Annotated in this window: 16 protein-coding genes; 3 read left to right on the top strand and 13 right to left on the bottom strand. The window is 39.2% G+C overall.

The window, feature by feature from the left end; genetic code table 11:
* Nucleotides 1-24 precede the first annotated feature (24 nt).
* The 12 genes from AC27E9_RS17250 to gspC form a co-directional block, all read right to left on the bottom strand.
* On the bottom strand, nucleotides 25-768 hold the full coding sequence (locus AC27E9_RS17250) for a type II secretion system protein N (protein WP_487132322.1): 744 nt from the start codon (nucleotides 766-768) through the stop codon (nucleotides 25-27).
* A complete protein-coding gene (gene gspM / locus AC27E9_RS17245) occupies nucleotides 768-1,235 on the bottom strand; it encodes a type II secretion system protein GspM (protein WP_487132320.1) in 468 nt (155 codons plus the stop codon). Before gspM ends, AC27E9_RS17250 begins: the two co-directional genes overlap by 1 nt.
* The gene (gene gspL, locus AC27E9_RS17240; RefSeq protein WP_487132318.1) at nucleotides 1,232-2,464 is read right to left on the bottom strand and encodes a type II secretion system protein GspL; all 1,233 of its coding nucleotides are present in this window, start codon (nucleotides 2,462-2,464) and stop codon (nucleotides 1,232-1,234) included. Before gspL ends, gspM begins: the two co-directional genes overlap by 4 nt.
* Before the next feature lie 102 nt (nucleotides 2,465-2,566).
* Nucleotides 2,567-3,562 carry a type II secretion system minor pseudopilin GspK gene (gene gspK, locus AC27E9_RS17235; protein ID WP_487132317.1) on the bottom strand — a complete coding sequence of 332 codons (996 nt, stop codon included), beginning with the start codon at nucleotides 3,560-3,562 and terminating at the stop codon, nucleotides 2,567-2,569.
* Nucleotides 3,555-4,238: a type II secretion system minor pseudopilin GspJ gene (gspJ, locus tag AC27E9_RS17230; protein WP_487132315.1), complete on the bottom strand. Its 684-nt coding sequence runs from the start codon at nucleotides 4,236-4,238 to the stop codon at nucleotides 3,555-3,557. Before gspJ ends, gspK begins: the two co-directional genes overlap by 8 nt.
* The gene (gene gspI, locus AC27E9_RS17225) at nucleotides 4,235-4,642 is read right to left on the bottom strand and encodes a type II secretion system minor pseudopilin GspI (protein WP_487132313.1); all 408 of its coding nucleotides are present in this window, start codon (nucleotides 4,640-4,642) and stop codon (nucleotides 4,235-4,237) included. The genes gspJ and gspI overlap by 4 nt, the downstream gene beginning before the upstream one ends.
* A complete protein-coding gene (gspH, locus tag AC27E9_RS17220; RefSeq protein WP_487132311.1) occupies nucleotides 4,626-5,258 on the bottom strand; it encodes a type II secretion system minor pseudopilin GspH in 633 nt (210 codons plus the stop codon). Before gspH ends, gspI begins: the two co-directional genes overlap by 17 nt.
* 26 nt (nucleotides 5,259-5,284) lie before the next feature.
* Nucleotides 5,285-5,719: a type II secretion system major pseudopilin GspG gene (gene gspG / locus AC27E9_RS17215; protein WP_487132309.1), complete on the bottom strand. Its 435-nt coding sequence runs from the start codon at nucleotides 5,717-5,719 to the stop codon at nucleotides 5,285-5,287.
* 2 nt (nucleotides 5,720-5,721) lie between these two features.
* On the bottom strand, nucleotides 5,722-6,942 hold the full coding sequence (gspF, locus tag AC27E9_RS17210) for a type II secretion system inner membrane protein GspF (RefSeq protein ID WP_487132307.1): 1,221 nt from the start codon (nucleotides 6,940-6,942) through the stop codon (nucleotides 5,722-5,724).
* Nucleotides 6,943-6,945: 3 nt separating this feature from the next.
* Nucleotides 6,946-8,514 carry a type II secretion system ATPase GspE gene (gene gspE, locus AC27E9_RS17205; protein ID WP_487132305.1) on the bottom strand — a complete coding sequence of 523 codons (1,569 nt, stop codon included), beginning with the start codon at nucleotides 8,512-8,514 and terminating at the stop codon, nucleotides 6,946-6,948.
* Between the two features lie 2 nt (nucleotides 8,515-8,516).
* On the bottom strand, nucleotides 8,517-10,607 hold the full coding sequence (gspD, locus tag AC27E9_RS17200) for a type II secretion system secretin GspD (protein WP_487132303.1): 2,091 nt from the start codon (nucleotides 10,605-10,607) through the stop codon (nucleotides 8,517-8,519).
* Between the two features lie 17 nt (nucleotides 10,608-10,624).
* Nucleotides 10,625-11,581, bottom strand: coding sequence for a type II secretion system protein GspC (gene gspC / locus AC27E9_RS17195; protein WP_487132301.1), 957 nt, complete (start codon nucleotides 11,579-11,581; stop codon nucleotides 10,625-10,627).
* 188 nt (nucleotides 11,582-11,769) lie between these two features.
* Here gspC and hslR point away from each other — a divergent pair, with 188 nt between their 5' ends.
* The 3 genes from hslR to AC27E9_RS17180 all read left to right on the top strand — a co-directional run bounded on the left by hslR (nucleotide 11,770) and on the right by AC27E9_RS17180 (nucleotide 18,004).
* Entirely contained in the window at nucleotides 11,770-12,183 is a 414-nt protein-coding gene (gene hslR, locus AC27E9_RS17190; protein ID WP_487132300.1) for a ribosome-associated heat shock protein Hsp15, read from the top strand.
* Nucleotides 12,184-12,186: 3 nt separating this feature from the next.
* The gene (gene hslO, locus AC27E9_RS17185; RefSeq protein ID WP_487132299.1) at nucleotides 12,187-13,050 is read left to right on the top strand and encodes an Hsp33 family molecular chaperone HslO; all 864 of its coding nucleotides are present in this window, start codon (nucleotides 12,187-12,189) and stop codon (nucleotides 13,048-13,050) included.
* A 286-nt stretch (nucleotides 13,051-13,336) separates the two neighbouring features.
* Nucleotides 13,337-18,004 carry a S8 family peptidase gene (locus tag AC27E9_RS17180; RefSeq protein WP_487132297.1) on the top strand — a complete coding sequence of 1,556 codons (4,668 nt, stop codon included), beginning with the start codon at nucleotides 13,337-13,339 and terminating at the stop codon, nucleotides 18,002-18,004.
* 491 nt (nucleotides 18,005-18,495) lie between these two features.
* On the opposite strand, the gene AC27E9_RS17175 is transcribed toward AC27E9_RS17180, so the two are convergent.
* Nucleotides 18,496-19,263: a TIGR04219 family outer membrane beta-barrel protein gene (locus AC27E9_RS17175; RefSeq protein WP_487132295.1), complete on the bottom strand. Its 768-nt coding sequence runs from the start codon at nucleotides 19,261-19,263 to the stop codon at nucleotides 18,496-18,498.
* Nucleotides 19,264-19,268: the final 5 nt, after the last annotated feature.

Raw genomic sequence — 19,268 nt, 5'->3', positions numbered from 1 at the left:
TATTTATATATTAATTAAGCGTCGCTATATTTTTAATCGGTAGCGACCTTTTTTATCCACCTTACCTAAGAAACTTAGCGCACCTTTTAACTGTTCAGGAAATTGTTGCCCCGGCGTTAAGTAACCACTACCACTAAAGCGACCACCTTGTTTAATTTGCGCTTTATAACTTAAACCTAAGTTATTTTTTGGGTCAACTTCTGCAACAAGCTCACCTTTTTCACAGCTAAGCTGAGCTGAGAGTTTACCCAGTTTTACTTTTTCATCTAGCGCTGTAATTGCAGCATTTTGCCAATGTAAATTACCAGAGAGTTCTGTACATATAGGCTTTCCAATCACAAAATTAGGCACATTAATCGTTAACTGCTCGTGAGCAATAACATCAATAGGTAAATTTAATCTTTGGGAGATATTATTTGCCGCTATACTGATGTTGGCATTTTCTACGGTAAGATCCGCCAATAAACCACTTAACTCTAACTGCCCTTCAGGACCACTGATTAATGCGTCACCAAAGCGAATATCGAGTTTAGGGTCAAACATAAACACTGACCACAAAGACAATGAGCTTTCGACATTATTAATAACGATATCATCAACCTTTACTTGAGATATGTTCGTTTGCCAAATACTGCCTTCAACGCCAGCAACAGCAACATTGCTTGGTAACTTTATTTGACCAACAAGCCAATTTGCCGGCATAAGCGCGATGACAAAAACACCATATAAAACGAGAAAAATTGCTACGATAGCAACGTGCTTTTTCATTAATTCTTTCCTAACTGTAATCGGCGAACACGGACAACACCGGCTTGATCGGCCTTACTTAAATCAATACTTTTTACTTGCAAGCCATCACGAACGGCTAAACGTTCTAGCCAAGACAACAACTGATTAAACGAGATTTCATCAATCCACACTTGTAAGTCATCCCCTTGAGGTTGCATACGAGTAATGGTAATTTTTTCCAATCGTGAAGTTCGATTAACAATACTTGATAAACTTTCACCACTACTTCGGCCACCATTACGCTTAGCTTGTTGATATCTTTGAGTACCTTCTTGTACCCATGCTAATAGTGTTTGTTGACGTTCAATTTTAGCTTTGCTATTCGCTATGTTTTCGTTAATTGGCTGCCAAATAAGACTATATAAAATAAAAATCGATATCAATGTAGACATCGCCATCACTAGTCGTTGCTCACGAATATTTAATTGTTGCCACCAAGTTTTCATGAGCGCCCCTTCGATGATTTATCCGTTATACTAAACGAGCCTGAAATTTCATCACCTTGATTATTCTGTGCACCTAAATTAACCGATAAGCCAGCTTTCTCTAGTGCGACCTTTAACTTTTCAAAGTACTGATAATCTTGTGCTGTTGCTTGCATACGCACTTCTTTACGCCTGCCATCAAACTTTAAAGTTTGTGGTTTAATTTCCGGCACACTTGCCAATGCTGGCTCCAAATCAATCAACAGCGGTAAAAAACCTGCTGACTCGCCACTTGTACCAACTTCAGCCAACTTTCGTTTTAATTGTGACCGAATAGTTGCCACCTTAACTCGTTTAGTTGCCGGGAACGCTTTTTTGTAACTAGCAACAATTTGCGCTTCGATATCAGCCTGCTGATTTGATAATTGGTAAAGTTCAGTACCTTTTAGGATAAAATTTAATACCAGTGCTAGACCTGCAATACCTGCTACCCAAAGCCAGTTATTAGCTGTAGCTGAGCGTTTTTCTTTAACTTGAAACTCACCCTGCAATAAATTAAATTTAAGTGAATAGTTATTTGCAAATATAGCTAAAGGCAATTCTTCTGGCAGGTATTCTATCAGTAACTCATCCGGTATATTAGGTAATGGAGAATAGGCGTAAATGGTTTTGCTCGTATCATCACCCTGATTTAATTGCGCAGCTATAATTGACCAAGCATTCTCTTCAAATGACATTAATTGCCATGTATCAAGACGCATCAATATTTGCTGTTCTAACATTACCGCAGTCACGGAATTTTCAGTCACGGGGAGTGCTAAGGCATCCGGAATCATCACTTTACAAAATATTTCAGCATCAGTAAGCCATTGTCGCCATTGCATTAGCTGTGCACGCTCTAATGCAGCCAAAAAACAATTTTTGCCATCATCACTTTGCTTTTGTTCGCTAAAAGCAAAGAACAATTGTTCAACATCTTGTGCTAATTCATCTTCTAGCATATATGGCGCAGCTAAACGAATAGCACGCTGCGAAGAACCAGGCACAGTTAAACTTTTTATGGCAACGTCAGATGCAGGAACAAATACAATCACTTCTCGAGAGTTTGATTTCTCAGTTAATTGTGTTAATTCATCAGCATTTGGCAACTCGCCACTAGCTATAATTTCTTCATGTCCGTTAGTTTTAATTAACCAATGTATTTTGTCTTCTACCTGGCTACCTAAACGGATAAATAAGGTTTCACCCATTATTTTCGTCCTATGATGCGACTATCCACATATATATTATTCTTATTTTTCACTTTAGTATTCACGTTAGCTTTTCAATTTGTAACAACATTCATCACGAGCTTAATCTCGTCCAATGCGACGGCTGATGACATTAATTTTATTTTTATTTTCTACTTGTATCACCGAGTTCATAGCAAAATAACTGTTATTAAAACTTGCTGTTGTTTTCAACTTAAAGTACTCGCTTTTAACGGTAAACTGCTCTTTTTGTTCTGCTGATATCTCAGCTTTACTTAACTCTTTAAGCGCAAAGAAATCATCAATGTTTTCGAAACCATCATCTTCACGGCTGGAAAGCACTTGTGAAGCATCATTTTGACTTATCCCCAACATACCGACAAGTATTTCAACTCTATCTTGCGCTATAGTATTCACATTCACTTTATTCAAATTTGTATTTGGCAACACACATGCATAATCTTTTAACTTATTAATGGCAGCAACGCTAAAGTGCTCAATCACTCGCAGTTCACCAATACTCGCCAAATAGTTATTTGCAGCTAAATACGGAAACTCTTTTGCCGCATAATCATTATCTTCAGCACCGCCTGCGCTTGAAATGCTGCCATCAGCGTCAAGCCAGTCAGTTAATGCATCAGCCATAGACTCGGCTTCAAAATTTCCAACACCTTCAATATTTAACGCAATAAGTAACTCTTCAAAACCTTTTCTCGCTGCTGATTTTTTCGTGCTTTGATTATTTTCATCATTGTTATCAGTACGAAGCGCATTTAAATTAAAACAACTATGCAAGTCGGTTATTTCACCGGTAATTTCACCGAAATCAACTGGGAAAGTGTTTTCTCCTTGAGCCCATATCTGTTCTAAATTTGTTACTTCCTCATTATCTTCAAATGACTTTCTTAATATTCCCTTAGCGAATGCCTCTGCACCCATAGCATACCAGTAAGCCTGTTGATTTGAACCCACATTGGTTGTTCGCTGCATTTGTAACTGTAAACGCGCTGTCATTTGCGTGGCTAGTATGGCAATAAGCGCAACAATCAGCATAACCGTGATTAATGCCACACCTTTTTGCAAAGAAGCTTTAATCATTACTGCTTTCCTTATCAGCGAGGCTATCTCCAGCTACTAAGAATTGACGACGAATAACGCCATAATCGGTAGTATCAAGTTCGATCGCAATAGCAATTGGCAACGAGTTTTCGGCCAGTGTTTTTTGCCATTTTTTGCCGTCGTAAAACTCAAAATCTAACTTTTCAACTTTTGAAATTAACGGTCTTACTTTTGGTTCTTCGCCCAGTACTGCATCAACAAAATTAAAGTGTAAACGCTCAAGTACGTTTTCATTTAGTTGGTACGCTACTGACTGTACATCACTACGCGGTAATAAAAGACCAGGATTGGTCCAACCATGGCGTACAAACCCTAATGCCTGCTCATTGCTTGAAAAGCTCTCATTGTCTGTATGTAAAAAGCCTTCCTGTGGAGGTTCACCATTAAAGCGCACACTACGGCGAGTAATTTGTATCATGTCGCGTTCAATAACTAAAAAGCCGCGTTGTAGCTCATTAATTCTATCTGTGCGTTCTTTCGAAACAGTGTCGCTATTTAGTACTGTTTGAAAGATACTAAAGCTCGCCATACTGATAACAGAAAAAATAGCGACCGCAATCAGCACCTCTAGCAAGGTAAAACCTTGCAATTTTTGCTTACCGCTTAACTTTATTGCTGGCCTTTTAAGCGCGTGATGAACACTTAATGTTTTCATTTACTATTCTTTGACACGTATGTCATTAAGGTGGTCAATGCTGATTCTTCTTTTTCTTCCAATCGCACTTCCATGACAATCGCTCGCATATCCTTATCGGTTGTTTTGATCACTTTTTGTTGCCAAAACCATTCTTGACCGGCAACTTCTACTTTGCCTTTACGGTTATTCTTTGGTGGCCAACTATTGTCTAGATTTGCCTCAACTAATTGATTTGACGCTACCCAACTGGCAATAATTTTACTTTCCAAATAACCTAAATTTCGGGCATTAGTATCGGCAGTACCTAAAATGGCAATGCCTGCAACTGAAAACACCGCCATCGCTAGCATCACTTCAATTAACGTAAAGCCTTTTTTCAATCGCTTACCAACGAGGTAGCTATAATTAACCACGGTTTTCATTGGCTAAAGGGCCTTCTATCGTTAATGGAGTTGCATAAATACCGGTAACTTTAAAAATTACATCATCACTTTCGTCAAAGGCAAAATCCGCTAATGCAAATGTCAAACTAAACGGGGTAATATCACCACCAGAAAGAATATAAACCTGTGGAATAGTCTTCTTTTCTTCTTCGTCTTCTTCAGAAAAACTGTCTTCATCTTCTTCGTTATTTAATAACTCAGGATCAAACAGTAACTCTTCTTCAATTGGTAAATCATCAAGTTGCAATGAAATTTCAACACCTTCTGGCAACTCGTAAACTTCAAACAATGGTTTATCAGCAATCGGTGACCAACGCACACCGTCATATCCTAAAAACTGATAGCTATTTTCTTCAATATATAAACCAAGTTCGACATTATTTAGCATGCCATATTCAGCTGCGACGTCAAAAATGCCCGCAAAGCGGGCACTGTTTTGTTGTAATATTTGCTCAGGTTTGCTGCTAGAAAAACTAAATTGCACCGCCGATATCATAATGCCAATTAAGACAATCACCAGCATAACTTCAATTAATGTAAAGCCTCGAGATGGCTGAGACTTAATGTAAAGCCTCTTAACGGCATAAGTTTTCATAGCGAACAACTGACAGTAATAAATAACTACTGATAATCGCCTAAGTTCCAGTTACCGATATCATCATCTGTACCAGCTTCACCATCTGGTCCCATAGAAAAAACATCCATATTTCCATGTTCGCCTGGATTCAATAATTGATATTCGCTACCCCAAGGGTCGTTAGGTAAACGTTTAACATAACCACCTTCTGGAAAACGACGTGGTGCTGGCTCGATATCAGTTTCTGTTACCAGAGCTTCTAAACCTTGTTCAGTGCTAGGATACTTATAGTTATCCATTTTATACATACTTAGTGATGTTTCTAAGGCGTTAATATCTGAAACGGCTTTTTGCATGTTAGCACGCTCTTGGCTGCCCATTAAATTTGGCACAACCATACTGGCTAAAATACCTAAAATCACAATAACTACCATGACTTCCAATAATGTAAAACCACGAGTATTTTTTACTGCTTTCATTTCTAACTTCCTATTAATGTATTTAACTGAAGAATTGGCTGTAAAATAGCCATTACGATGAATAAAACGATACCAGCCATAACTACCATAAGCGCTGGTTCAAATGCTTTTAGTGAAATGCTTACAATCGCCTCAAACTCTCGGTCTTGATTGTCTGCTGCGCGGCCAAGCATATGTTCTAACTGACCACTTTTTTCGCCACTAGCGATCATATGTAACATCATAGGTGGAAAAAGTTTTGTTTGCTCTAACGAGACACGTAAACTAGCCCCCTCCCTGACCTTATCCGCTGACTCTTTGACACTCTGCTTGATAAACAGGTTATCTAGTACCTCACCAGAAATTTTCATGCTCTCTAATAGAGGAACGGCGCTAGCGGTTAAAATGCTCAATGTACGAGCAAATCTTGCGGTATTTATACTTTTAGCGACCTTACCAATTCCTGGCAAAGCCAAAAAATGCTTATGATAGGCAAACTTAAAGCTCGCTTTTTTAAGTAATTGCGACCATAAAAACATGAGTGCTGCAATAACCAAAACAATTGCTAAGCCATAGTCGCGTAGAAAGTCACTACTAGCAATGAGTAACTTGGTGGAGCCCGGTAAATTGGCTCCCATATGTTCAAATTGACCAACAATTTTCGGTACAACTGCAGTTAACAAGATAGCAATAACCCCTGTTGCCACAACAGTCATAATTATTGGGTAAACTAACGCTTGAATTAACTGAGACCTTAATTGCTGGCGCTGCTCAGTATAGTCAGCTAACCGATCAAGTACTTTATCAAGGTGGCCTGATTTTTCACCCGCAGCAACCATAGCTCTAAATAGGCGATTAAAGATTTGCGGGAATTCCGCCATACTTTCTGCTAAGCCATAACCTTCGGTAACTTTAGTGCGAACTGCCATCACCATACTTTTTAGCGAGTTCTTATCACATTGCTCGGCAACCGCCATCAACGACTCTTCAATTGGTAAGCCTGATTCAACTAATGTTGATAGTTGGCGAGTAATTAACGCTAATTCTGCCGCTGATATTTTCTTGCCACCAAAACGAGAGGCCTTATTTTGCTGTTTGCTTTTTTGTAAGCTTGGCGTAACTTCAATCGGCATCAGACCTTGTTCGCGCAGCAAACTACGAACATGCCTTGGCGTGTCCCCTTCAATGACACCTTTTTTATTTTTGCCACGGCTATCAACCGCTTGATAATCAAAAGCAGCCATAATCTAATCTTCTCGTGTTACACGTAACACTTCTTCAATAGTGGTTTCACCACGCATTACTTTATCAAAACCGTCACGACGAATACTTGGTGTAGTTTTACGAATAAACTTTTCGATAACTTGCTCACCTTTGCCGTTATGAATAAGTTCACGAACTTTGTCGTCAACAACAATTAATTCATGAATACCGGTTCGTCCACGATAACCTTTAAAGTTACATTCTTCACAACCAACTGCTCTAAATATTGGCGCTTGGTCATCGTCAGCTAATTGTAAAAGTTTACGTTCTTCAGCAGACGTTGGGCAGCACTCTCGACAATGAGGACATAAGGTTCGCACTAACCGTTGTGCTAATACCCCGAGCAAACTAGAAGATAATAAAAATGGTTCAACACCCATATCTTCCATTCGCGTAATAGCACCTGCGGCAGTATTAGTATGTAATGTCGACAAGACTAAGTGGCCTGTTAAACTTGCTTGCACGCCGATTTGTGCAGTTTCTAAATCGCGAATTTCACCAACCATCACCACATCAGGATCTTGTCGTAAAATAGCACGTAAACCACGCGCAAAGGTCATATCAACCTTGGTATTTACTTGCGTTTGGCCAATACCTTCAATGGCATATTCTATTGGATCTTCAACCGTTAATACGTTGCGTTCTTTACTATCAATTTGGCTTAAACCGGCATATAGCGTGGTACTTTTACCTGAGCCTGTAGGGCCTGTTACCAATATAATACCGTGCGGCTTATCAATAAGTTCAGAAAAGCGAGCACGGTTACCGTCAGTCATACCTAAATCTTGTAAATCGAGTCGAGTAGAATTTTTATCAAGTAAACGCAATACTACGCGTTCACCATGCCCTGTCGGCATTGTTGATACACGCACATCAACTGCTCGACCAGCAATTTTCAATGAAATTCGGCCATCTTGTGGAATACGTTTTTCAGCGATATCAAGCTTAGCCATAACTTTGATACGCGACACCAGCAGTGATGCTAATTTACGATTAGGTTTCAATACTTCACGTAGAACGCCATCAACACGGAAACGAATTTGCAGTGCTTGCTCAAAAGTTTCAATATGAATATCAGAAGCATTTTCTTTAATCGCTTCACTGAGCATAGCGTTAATCAATTTAATGATCGGCGCATCATCTTCATTTTCAAGCAAATCTTCTGTTTCAGTCATTTCATCAGCAAGTGAATATAAATCCACTTCATTGCCGATATCTTCCATCATTTGCTGCGCTTCTGAAGAGTCGCGCTGATATGCAATGGTTAGTAATTGTTCAAATTCTTCTTCGTTCTTTACATCAATTTCAAACGGCGCTTTTAAAACTCGTCTAACTTCTAACAATATTTCTGCACTTAAATCTTTTAAACAGACTAGGCGCAATGCGTTATCGTCTTTTTCAATTAATACACTGTGGCGCTTTGCAAAACCAAACGGTAAACGAAAACGACTTGTGCCTACAGCATCAATGTTGTCTTCATTTTCCAATAACTGTTTGCTATCAGCTTCACTTGCGTTAATAAACGCTTCTGCTTGAGAGTCAATTTCACTCATGTTTATTTATCTTTTTTAGTCGAGAGTTTTTCGTTCTCTACTTTTTTCATATGTTCTTCGAATGAAGGTGGTAATGACAATTGATCATTCCATTCTGGTAAAATAGGTAACTTCTCATCATCCATTAATTCAAGACCGGCTTCACGACTTGCCATTTCTTGTGCGCGAATATAGTTGTATTTTTCTTTACTTAAATCATTCATTAATTGACCATCACGAACGATTGTAGGACGTAAAAACACCATTAAGTTTCGTTTACGCTTGCTGTTACTGGTTGATTTGAATAAGTGGCCAAGAATTGGAATATCACCAAGTAATGGTACTTTCTGAACACTTTCTTGCACATCATCGTCAATTAAACCGCCTAAAATAACGGTAGCGCCGTCATCTGCCATCACAGTAGTTTTAATTTCACGCTTATTAATAGAAATATCAACACCCGTTGCACCACTTACAGATGATACTTCTTGTTCAATAGTTAGCTGTACGCCACTACCTTCATTAATTTGTGGTGTTACTTTTAATTTGATACCAATTTCTTGACGCTCAACTGTTTGAAACGGATTGCTATTATTGCTGCTCGAAGTTGACCCCGTAATGATTGGTACTTCTTGGCCAACAATAAAGTAAGCCTCTTCATTATCCAGCGTGGTAATACTTGGTGTTGAAAGTAAGTTTGAATTAGTATCAGAGCTGACCGCTTGCACAATTGCGCCCCAGTCATTTTTAACAATACCAAATAATGTACCGCTAACTGAGCCTAGCACTTCCGCTGCTAAACTGTAATCACCATCAACATCAGGTTGATCTGGATTAACAGTAACAGCACCATTTTCTGAAGTCACTGTTGACCCCTTAGCACCTGGGGTGGATTGCGCTGCCTCAGCTGCTGCAGCAATCGAGCTAATGGGTGCAACACCGTTGGTAAATTGTGACATAGCACCAGATTCGTGATACCACTGCACGCCAAGATTAACGCCATCGCCTTCGAATACTTCAACAATAATCGCTTCAATCAAGACTTGTGCACGACGAATATCTAGCTGACGAATTACCGCCTCTAATGATCGCAACATATCAGGTTGAGCAGTAATAACTAAAGTATTGGTATCTTCATGAGCATCGATACTGACATCACGCCCCTTGCTGCCTTTCGATGATTTTTTTGCCCCTGATTTATCAGAAACAATAGATTCACTTACCCCTTCCAGTACTTTCACCATGTCTTCAGACTTAGCATATTTAAGATGATAAACACGGGTATTACCGTTTGACTCTAATTCACTGTCTAATCGAGAAACTAAACGAGCAACACGCTCACGGGCTTGTATTTCGCCACTGACAATGACGCTGTTAGTTCGCTCATCAGCAACAATTTTTGGAATTAAAAAGGTCGGAGTTCCTGCTGACTTACCTTGGCTCGACTTGTTCATCGCTTCAATAATACGCACCATTTCAGCGGCTGAAGCATACTTGAGCTTAATAATTTGTACGTCTTGGTCACCCGCTTTATCAACGCGTTCAATAATCTTAACCAAGCGATTAACAACAGCAGCGGTGCCTGTTAGCATTATAACGTTGGCTGGGTCGTAGTTTACTACGTTACCACCACCTGCTTGATCTGATAATTGACGTAGTAGCGGTGTTAATTCTCGTACGGTAACGTTTTTAACTTCAACAACACGGGTAACCATTTCGTCACCAGCACCAGGGTTATCATTACCAACAACAGGAATAGATGAAGTTTTCGCATCTTTATTTCTGATAATTTTAACAATATTGTTATCCATTTCTACGGCGGCAAAACCATAAACTTCAAGGACATTTAAGAAAAATTGATAATACTGTTCTTCAGATAATAGGTCGTAACTACGCACGTTAACTTTGCCACGAACGTTAGGGTCAACGATCATGGTTTTTTTCAAATTCTTACCAACGATATTGATAAACTCAGCTATTTCCGTGCCTTTAAAGTTCGGTGAATATTCAGCAGCTTCAATATCTGTTGAAAGTAAAACACCATTTAGCATAACTGCGGTAACAACCCCGGTAAGGCTTCGCTTATACCAAGGTGCGCTTAATAAGTTGCGCATGTATTATTCCTTTTATTCTAATTATCTATACTGAAAAGTATTTCGGTCATATCACCATTGCGGTCGAGCAATAATGAAACTTCACGCTGTTCTTTTAAAGACTTTATTGCCTGAGCAGCTTCTCTAGGCTCAGTTAAATCAAACCCGTTCATTTGTATGGCAACGTCGCCACTTTTAAGACCAGCGCTTTGGAAAAAAGTTGGATCTTTTCCTGGCATAATTCGATAACCACTAATTTTTCCATTATCACGCTTAGGTGATATTTTTAAATAGTCAGTAATCTTTCCTGGATCTTTATCTAAGTCTTTTCTCAATGATTTAGTACTTTGCGTTAACGCCTTATTGTTTCTTTGATCAACAACGTTAAGGGAAGATAAGCGCTTAGATGGAGCTTTTTTTAACCCGTTTTGTTGTAATTTATTAGTTTGCTTTATTGCTTTAACATTTTTATTAAAATCGACACCTTCAATCATCAGAGTTTCAAGACGACCTGATACTTTTAGCAGTACTCGGTCGTTAAACACATTTTCTAGAACCGCTCGTGTCCCTTTAATGTTTTCACCAATGCTGTAAGTTTCTTGTTTACCAGCACTTTCAATAATTGCCGCCGCCGTTGATTTATCGCTACTTGCCACTGCCCCTGTTAATGTTAATTTCAAGCGTGTTTCTGGAGCATTTTCAATGACAACCTCTTCGACTTTTTCAACCGTTTGCTGAGAAAAAATGCCAAATAAGTTAAGTGCTTCAACGGCTTTTACGTTAATTTTTTCAGTATTTGCTGTTTGGCTACGCTGTGAAGCATTGCTTTGAATTGCCAGGCCTTTATTTTCTTGCGGCATCGCTTGCCAAGTTAATTTCGCGCACAGTAAGGCAATGTATGCAAGCAGCAAGAAAATAATCGCTTGCGATATTTTTCGCTGGGGGAGTTTAGACAGCTGATCAAACACGCTTGATAAGTTATTCAATAATGACATTTTTATAATAATTTTATTGTCTGGAAATTTTAATTCACTTTGATGATACTTGACCGGACGCTTGGCAACAAGACGTCATATTATTTTTTCGCTATAATTAGTAAACAAATTTTTCCGACTAGCTTACACACAATAGCTGTGGTAACTTCGCCAATTTTATAACATCTACTTTGAGTAAACGCAAAATAATGGCCAAATTCAGTAATAATCCAAGCCAAGATAAGCTTTCGATTCGTTTAGATAAATGGTTATGGGCGGCACGCTTTTATAAAACCCGCGCTATAGCCAAGCAAATGATTGATGGCGGCAAAGTTTTTTATAATGGCCAACGTAGCAAATCAGGAAAAGCCGTGGTAGTAGGCGACCGTATTACTGTAAGACAAGGTTTTGAAGAAAAGCAGGTCATCGTTATCGCTCTTGCAGATAAGAGAAGAGACGCTAATTTTGCCCAAACGCTATATCAAGAAACCAAAGACAGTATTGAAACAAGAGAGAAAAATAGTTTAGCACGCAAGCAAGGCATATTACTTAGTCCTGCTAGTGATACAAAACCCGATAAGAAACAACGTCGACAAATTCGACATTTGAAAGAAAGGATTTAAACAGTGACAAAGCAAACTGATGTATTAAATCGCTATTTATTCGATAACTTGCACGCACGTGGCGAGTTAGTCAATTTAAAGCAAACATTTCAAGATATTATTGCACCGCATAATTACCCTGTTGGCGTTGAGCAATTATTAGGTGAACTTGTTGCAGCTACTTGTTTGCTGACTGCAACGCTAAAATTTGAAGGCGAAATTGCTGTGCAATTGCAAGGCGATGGACCAATAGGTTATATGGCCGTAAATGGTAATCACCAACAAGAAATGCGTGGTATTGCTCGTTTAACTCGCGAAACAACTGCGACCTCGCTTCATGAACTGATTGGCAAAGGCAATATGGTCATTACTATTCGCCCAAATAACGGCGAAGCTTATCAAGGTGTAGTTGCTCTTGAAGAAGATACATTGGCAGAGTGTTTGGCACATTACTTTGAGGTATCTGAACAAATACCAACGAAAATTTGGTTATTTATCAATGATGATAAGACGGAAATTGCCGGTAGTTTAATACAACTTTTACCTGACGGTGAAGACAAAGAAAAACAGCATGAAGATTTTGAGCATTTATGCCAGCTAACAAATACTATTAAGAATGAAGAAATTTTTTCTTTAGATAGCGAAGCATTACTATATCGTTTGTATCATCAAGAGGAAGTTCGGTTATTCGATCCACAAACCGTTAGTTATAAATGTAGTTGTTCTGCAGAAAAGTGCTTAAATGCAATTGCTCAAATAGAACCAAGTGAATTAGAAAACATTCTTACTGAACAAGGTAATGTTTCAATGACTTGTGATTATTGTATTACAACATATAAATTTGAACGCCCACAACTAACACAATTCTTGGATAGTGCTATGCACTAAAACCGTTAGACTACTTTCAGCGATCGAGTAAATCACCGGTCGCTTAACCCTCATAATTATTCATTAAATCCTCTACTGTAAACTCTATTTTCCACTTTAAATTAATTAGCTCAAATTAGATAAACTCTTTTAACACAACTTGTTTACATTATCTTTACATGTGCTATGTTTAAGCGTCGCAATTCTTGCGTATCTCGTATTATAAAATCTGTAGGGTTGTTAACTAACGACCTTACTTACTAAAAAGTATAACTAGCACTAGATAGTGCATTTAGGGAGGTTCTTTGTGAATAACAAAGTAACAATCGCTGTTTCTACAGCGCTATTATCGATGGCAACTTTGCAGGCGTCAGCCAGCACTGCTCCAACTAAGTACTCAGCTGAGCCACTTAAATCAGTTGCAGCAACTTCAATTAATAAAGGCGGCACATTTAATACTAAACAAGCTAAAAAATTTCGTGTAGAAAAAGATTTAGCTGCTGGTACATACACGTATATTGTGCGACTTAAAGATCAACCTATAGCAACCTACGACGGTTCTATTGCAAATCTTGCAGCAACAAACCCGCAAATCGCAAAGAAATCTCTTTTCAAGTCTTTGGCAAATAGTAAAAAAACCTCTCAAGAAATACGTAAAGAGTTACGCCTAGATTTAAATTCTGTTGAAGCTGTTGCTTATGGCGAATACTTAGAAAGTAAACAACAAGCATTTTTAAACAAAGCAAATAGCAAGTTAGGAAGCAGTCTAAACGTTATTTACCAATACAAAAACGCCTTTAACGGTATGGCTGTTCGTTTAACTCAAGACGAAGCGCAGGCGTTATCAAAGCTAGCTGATGTTGCATATGTAGAGCGTGAACGTATAGAACAACTAGATACAGATACTGGCCCTATTCACATTGGCGCCCCTAAAGTATGGGAAGGTGAAGGCCAAAGTGCTGTCAACATGGGTGAAGGTGTCATCATCGGTGTTGTAGATACTGGTATCAATTCAGACCACCCTTCGTTTGCCGATATTGGCGGTGATGGTTATGACCATACAAACCCATGGGGTGCTGGTGTATACGTTGGTGATTGTGCCACCGATTTCGCATCTATGTGTAATGACAAACTTATCGGTGTTCGTAGTTACGCTTCAGTCGTTGATAATTACGACGATGCAGATGTATTTGGTGATACACCTCCTGCGAAAAACGGTGAAGATTACAACGGCCACGGTTCACACACTGCTGGTACTTCAGGCGGTAATATTTTAATCGACGTACCATTACTCGACCAAGAAGTTGGTGAAGAAGAAGGTGACGGTATAAATACAACAGGCTTTGAATTTGGCCAAATTTCTGGCGTAGCACCTCACGCTAACATCGTTGCTTACCAAATTTGTAGCCCAGGTAATTCAACGCAATCAGCGTCAGATACATACGCTGGCTGTCCTGGTGCTGCTATTATTGCCGCTTTAGAAGACGCAGTTGCCGATGGTGTTGATGTAATCAACTACTCGATTAGTGGTGGTGGCGATCCGTGGGCTAGTTCTTCTGAACAAGCTTTCTTATCTGCTCAAGAAGCCGGTATTTTCTCTTCAGTTTCAGCTGGTAACAGTGGCCCTGACGCGTTTACAACACCTAAAAGTGCTCCTTGGTACACAGTTGTTGGTGCATCAACTCATGGTCGTGAAGTAGCGTTTGAAAAGCAAATAGGTGAATTTACTGGTGGTGAATCTGAACTAGCGGCTATCGATGGTAGTAGTGCGTCAGGTGGCATTTCAGCTAGCATTGTTTGGGCTGGTGATTACACTAACTCTAATGATCCAGATGGCGACCCAGCACAATGTTTACAACCTTTCCCAGCTGGAACCTTTGATGGCGAAATCGTTGTTTGTGACCGTGGTGCAATTGCTCGTGTACAAAAAGCAATTAATGCTGAAGCTGGTGGTGCAGGTGGTTTTGTTCTTGCTAACATTGACGGTGGTTCAAATACCGTAGCTAATGATGTTTACGTTGTTCCTGGTATACATATTAACAACGAAAACGGTAATGCATTGCGTACATGGTTAGCAGCTGGTGATAACCATATGGCTACAATCACAGCAGCTGATGGTGAGTTAAAAATCACTCCTGAAAATGCAGATGTTATGGCTGACTTCTCTTCACGTGGTCCAAATAACTTCGTAGCAGATATCATGACACCATCTGTAACTGCACCTGGTGTTTCAATCTACGCTGCATATTCAGATCAACACTTTGGTCACGATGTATTAGGCCCAGATCCTTCTGATTTTGCTTTCTTACAAGGTACCTCAATGTCAGCGCCTCATGTTGCTGGTGCAGGTGCAGTATTAAAATCTGCGCATCCAACATGGACACCAGATAACATTCGTTCAGCATTGATGATGACAGCTGTAACGGCAGACGTTAAAAAAGAAGATGGCACTACAGCCGCTGACTTCTTTGATATGGGTGCTGGTAGCATACGAGTTGATTTAGCACACCAGACTGGTTTGGTAATGAACGAAACTGCGGCTAATTATACTGCAGCAAACCCAGAAGCAGGTGGTGACCCTAAAACCCTAAACATTCCTTCAGTTTCAAATGCAAATTGTGTTGGTTTATGTGATTGGACTCGTACAGTTACAGCAACAGCTGCTGGTACTTGGACGGTTGAAGGTGCCTCAATTTCTGATGGATTAGTTATTACTGCCACTCCGGCGACGTTTACACTTGCTGAAGGTGAAAGCCAAACATTAACGATTAATGTTGATGCAATCCAAGCAGAAAGTAACGCTTGGTCGTTTGGTCATGTTGTAATGACATCGGATGATCATCCTACAGCTCGTATACCTGTAAGTGTTCAAGCTTCGAATGGTAACATTCCAAAGGCCGTTTCTTTTGACGCAAACCGCAATACCGACAGCTTCTTAATTGAAGATGTAATGGCGATTGAAATATCAGAGTTTACAAGTCGCTCTTATGGTTTAACAAAAGCAACCCAAGATAAAGCTACACTTGCTGTAGATAGCAACAATGGTTCTGCGTACGATGACCTAGAAGACGGTATTAACATCACTATGCATACTGTTCCTGAAGGAGCTAAACGCTTTGTAGCTGAAATATTAGCATCAGAGTCTCCTGATTTAGACTTACGTGTAGGTTTAGATGCTAATGGCGATGGTATTCCTCAAGAAGACGAGCAAGTAGGTATCAGTGCAACAGGTACTGCACTTGAGAAAGTTGACTTGCTTATGCCAGAAGCTGGTAGCTATTGGGTATCAGTTCAAAACTGGGCTGCGTCTGAAGAAGGTGCTGAAGATGCGTATACCTTAGCAACTGCAATTGTTGATGCTGAAGCTGGTGATAATCTATCTGTTGAAGCCGATGCAACTGTTCCTGCGTTAACTGAATTTGACATACGCTTTAAATGGTCGCTTGACGATGGCATGTATGGTGATATGTATTACGGCGCTTTAGACTTAGGCACTAGTGCTGATAATGCTGGTAACTTAGGTTTAGTTACAGTAGACCTTATGCGTGGCATGGACGATGTTTCTATTTCAAGCAATGCAGATGCATATATGGAACGTCAAGACCGTGTAGACTATGAAGTAAGTGTACTTGCAAACGTAACACCTGGTGACCGTACTTACACAGTTAAAGCAACTGTACCTGCAGGTATGACACTTGATGAAGAATCTGTTACGGGTGACGCTGTAGTTGATGGCAATGAAATTACTTGGACATTACTACAAGAGTCTTTATATGGCTTAGCTCCATTTTACACGATGACTAGCAATGTTGATGATGCAAGTTGTGCATTACCAAACTTTGGTGCAGGTGGCGCATATATCAACTTAGCAGATTTAGGTGTTAATCCTGGTGATGTTGAAGGTAATGACCAAATAGGTACATATAACATTAGCACTAACTTCTTAGGTAAATCTTTCTCATCATTCAATGTAACTGATGATGGCTTTGTTTACTTTAGCGGTGGCGCAGGTTCATCACCATGGGTAAATCAATTACTTCCTGATAGTGCTGAAGCTAATAACTTAGTTGCACCGATGTGGAGAGATGGACATATCGTAAAAGGTCCAGAATCTGGATTATCTGTAGCAAGTAACTCTTCTTACGCAATCATTGAATTTGATAACATGATGCACTGGTTAGGCGTTAATGGCTCAGCAGCCAACGGTATTGCTCCTGGTGACATTGCAGATATTATGGATTTTGAAGTCGTAATCGAACGAGCAACAGGTAACTTTATGTTTGCTTACGATAACGTAACTCATCATTGGGGCTCTAACTTAGGTGCAACTGTTGGTTACGAAGATGCAACCGGATCTAATGGTCAAACTGATATCTACGCTAAATCAATATGGAATGGTGGCGCTGAAGGTTCAATCAGCACTGTTGAGTCAATCCAGTCAGGTTTAATCATGTGTTATACATTGACTGAAATTGCAAAGGAACCTACAGTATTTAAGTTCTCAACTGAGATCTCTGATGACTTTGCTGGTGGCCCAACTAACGTTGTTATTTCAAGTACAACTGATGATGTAAATACAGCTGAAGTTGTTAATGATACAAGTGTTGCTATTCAGGTTGAAGGCGCGCCAACAGCTATGATTACAGGTAGCACTTCAGTTGTTGAAAAAGAGAATGTTTCACTTGACGCTTCAGGTTCTACAGATCCAAATGGTGATGAGCTTAGCTACACATGGGTACAACTAGCAGGTACTCCAGTAACCTTTAGTGCAAGTGCTGCATCAATAAGCTTTGAAGCACCAAAAGTATCAAAAGATGAGACTATCTCATTCCAATTAACTGTTGATGATGGTAACGGTAATACTGATACAACTGTTACTTCAGTATCAATTGTTAATAAGAAATCAAGTGGTTCATTTGGTTGGTTAATGTTACTACTAACTCCTATGTTATTTACACGTCGTAAAAAAGCGTAATAATATAGAAGCTTGTTATTTAACAAATAACTAATAGATAAAAAGCCATCAGCATAGTCTGATGGCTTTTTTATACATTGAACTATCGTTTATAAACCTAAGACGGATATAACATTAACTCCAAATAACAACTAAGCTGTTTGCGCAATAAGAGCTGGCTCTATTTAACCAGAATTAGTCAACATTACTTAAGTATCCACTAAAGCCAAGTTACCAAGCCGACACTATACTCCCCCTCTATCTTTGCCTTAAGGTCATTTAATACTCAAGCCCAATACGAAGCGTAATAAATGCTACCTCATTGATATGCTATATAAGAATGGCCATCGCAGACATTTCAAATCAGCACTATAAGTTAGCTATGGCCAAGAAGCTTACTTAGTCACTCAAATAAAAACACTAGATAAATTATTAAAGTAAATAACAACAAACAATAAAAAAGCAGAGCTGATTTCTCAACTCTGCTTTTTGTAAGTGAATTAATTTAAGCTTTAGAAGTGAATTGTTGTACCAACAAATACACCATCAAACTCAATGTTTGTATACAAGTCATTTAAATCTTCTAGCTCTAATTTAACCGAACGATAGCCAGCATTTAAATTCATATCAACAACCATATTATCAATTAATTCATAACTTACACCGACTTCGTAGTCATATAAGGTATGGTCGTCGATTGATAGGAAGTTACCTTGAGCATATAAATTTAAACCCGTTAACGGTAAACCGACATTAGTGGCAATATATAACATAGGAACAATATCTGTTACGGCAATAGTGTCTGACTGAGTCACTGTACCTGTATTTGTTATTACTTGTGTAGAGACAGTAACATCACCGTCAAAGTCACGCGCAGTTATACCAAAATCGAACGACAACAAATCATTATCAAACAACTCGTAGTACAGGGTGTAATCAACATAACTTACATCAAAGTCGGCATTTACATCTGCACCGCTAACGAAAGTTTCATCATCAAATTTAAAGTCTTCACCGAGTGTTGTCATACCCTTTGTTTCAAGCGATGTTGAAGCAATACGTGCGTTTGGAATAAGTGGTAAAGGATGCTCAAAAGCAATAAAAAAGCTATTTTGTTTCTCATCAACTAAATTAAAATCAACCAGTGAACTGCCGTCACCAAATGTACCTGAAGCTTGGTTGTCCCATACTTGACCACCTAAATAAATGCCTAAGGCATCAGCTTGTACGTTGGTTGATAAAACAGTGGCAAGTGCCGCCGCTAATGCTATTTTTTTCATGTTTT

This window comes from Colwellia meonggei, from assembly GCF_057537295.1.
The sequence above is the reverse complement of the archived record's forward strand: the minus strand, read 5'-3'. Positions and strand labels throughout refer to the sequence as shown.

Coding starts and splice junctions, on each gene's coding strand:
- AC27E9_RS17250 (WP_487132322.1), bottom strand. CDS start 768: ATGAAAAAGCACGTTGCTATCGTAGCAATTTTTCTCGTTTTATATGGT.
- gspC (WP_487132301.1), bottom strand. CDS start 11,581: ATGTCATTATTGAATAACTTATCAAGCGTGTTTGATCAGCTGTCTAAA.
- gspL (WP_487132318.1), bottom strand. CDS start 2,464: ATGGGTGAAACCTTATTTATCCGTTTAGGTAGCCAGGTAGAAGACAAA.
- hslR (WP_487132300.1), top strand. CDS start 11,770: ATGGCCAAATTCAGTAATAATCCAAGCCAAGATAAGCTTTCGATTCGT.
- gspI (WP_487132313.1), bottom strand. CDS start 4,642: ATGAAAACCGTGGTTAATTATAGCTACCTCGTTGGTAAGCGATTGAAA.
- gspF (WP_487132307.1), bottom strand. CDS start 6,942: ATGGCTGCTTTTGATTATCAAGCGGTTGATAGCCGTGGCAAAAATAAA.
- gspG (WP_487132309.1), bottom strand. CDS start 5,719: ATGAAAGCAGTAAAAAATACTCGTGGTTTTACATTATTGGAAGTCATG.
- gspE (WP_487132305.1), bottom strand. CDS start 8,514: ATGAGTGAAATTGACTCTCAAGCAGAAGCGTTTATTAACGCAAGTGAA.
- gspH (WP_487132311.1), bottom strand. CDS start 5,258: ATGAAAACTTATGCCGTTAAGAGGCTTTACATTAAGTCTCAGCCATCT.
- AC27E9_RS17175 (WP_487132295.1), bottom strand. CDS start 19,263: ATGAAAAAAATAGCATTAGCGGCGGCACTTGCCACTGTTTTATCAACC.
- gspM (WP_487132320.1), bottom strand. CDS start 1,235: ATGAAAACTTGGTGGCAACAATTAAATATTCGTGAGCAACGACTAGTG.
- gspK (WP_487132317.1), bottom strand. CDS start 3,562: ATGATTAAAGCTTCTTTGCAAAAAGGTGTGGCATTAATCACGGTTATG.
- gspD (WP_487132303.1), bottom strand. CDS start 10,607: ATGCGCAACTTATTAAGCGCACCTTGGTATAAGCGAAGCCTTACCGGG.
- gspJ (WP_487132315.1), bottom strand. CDS start 4,238: ATGAAAACATTAAGTGTTCATCACGCGCTTAAAAGGCCAGCAATAAAG.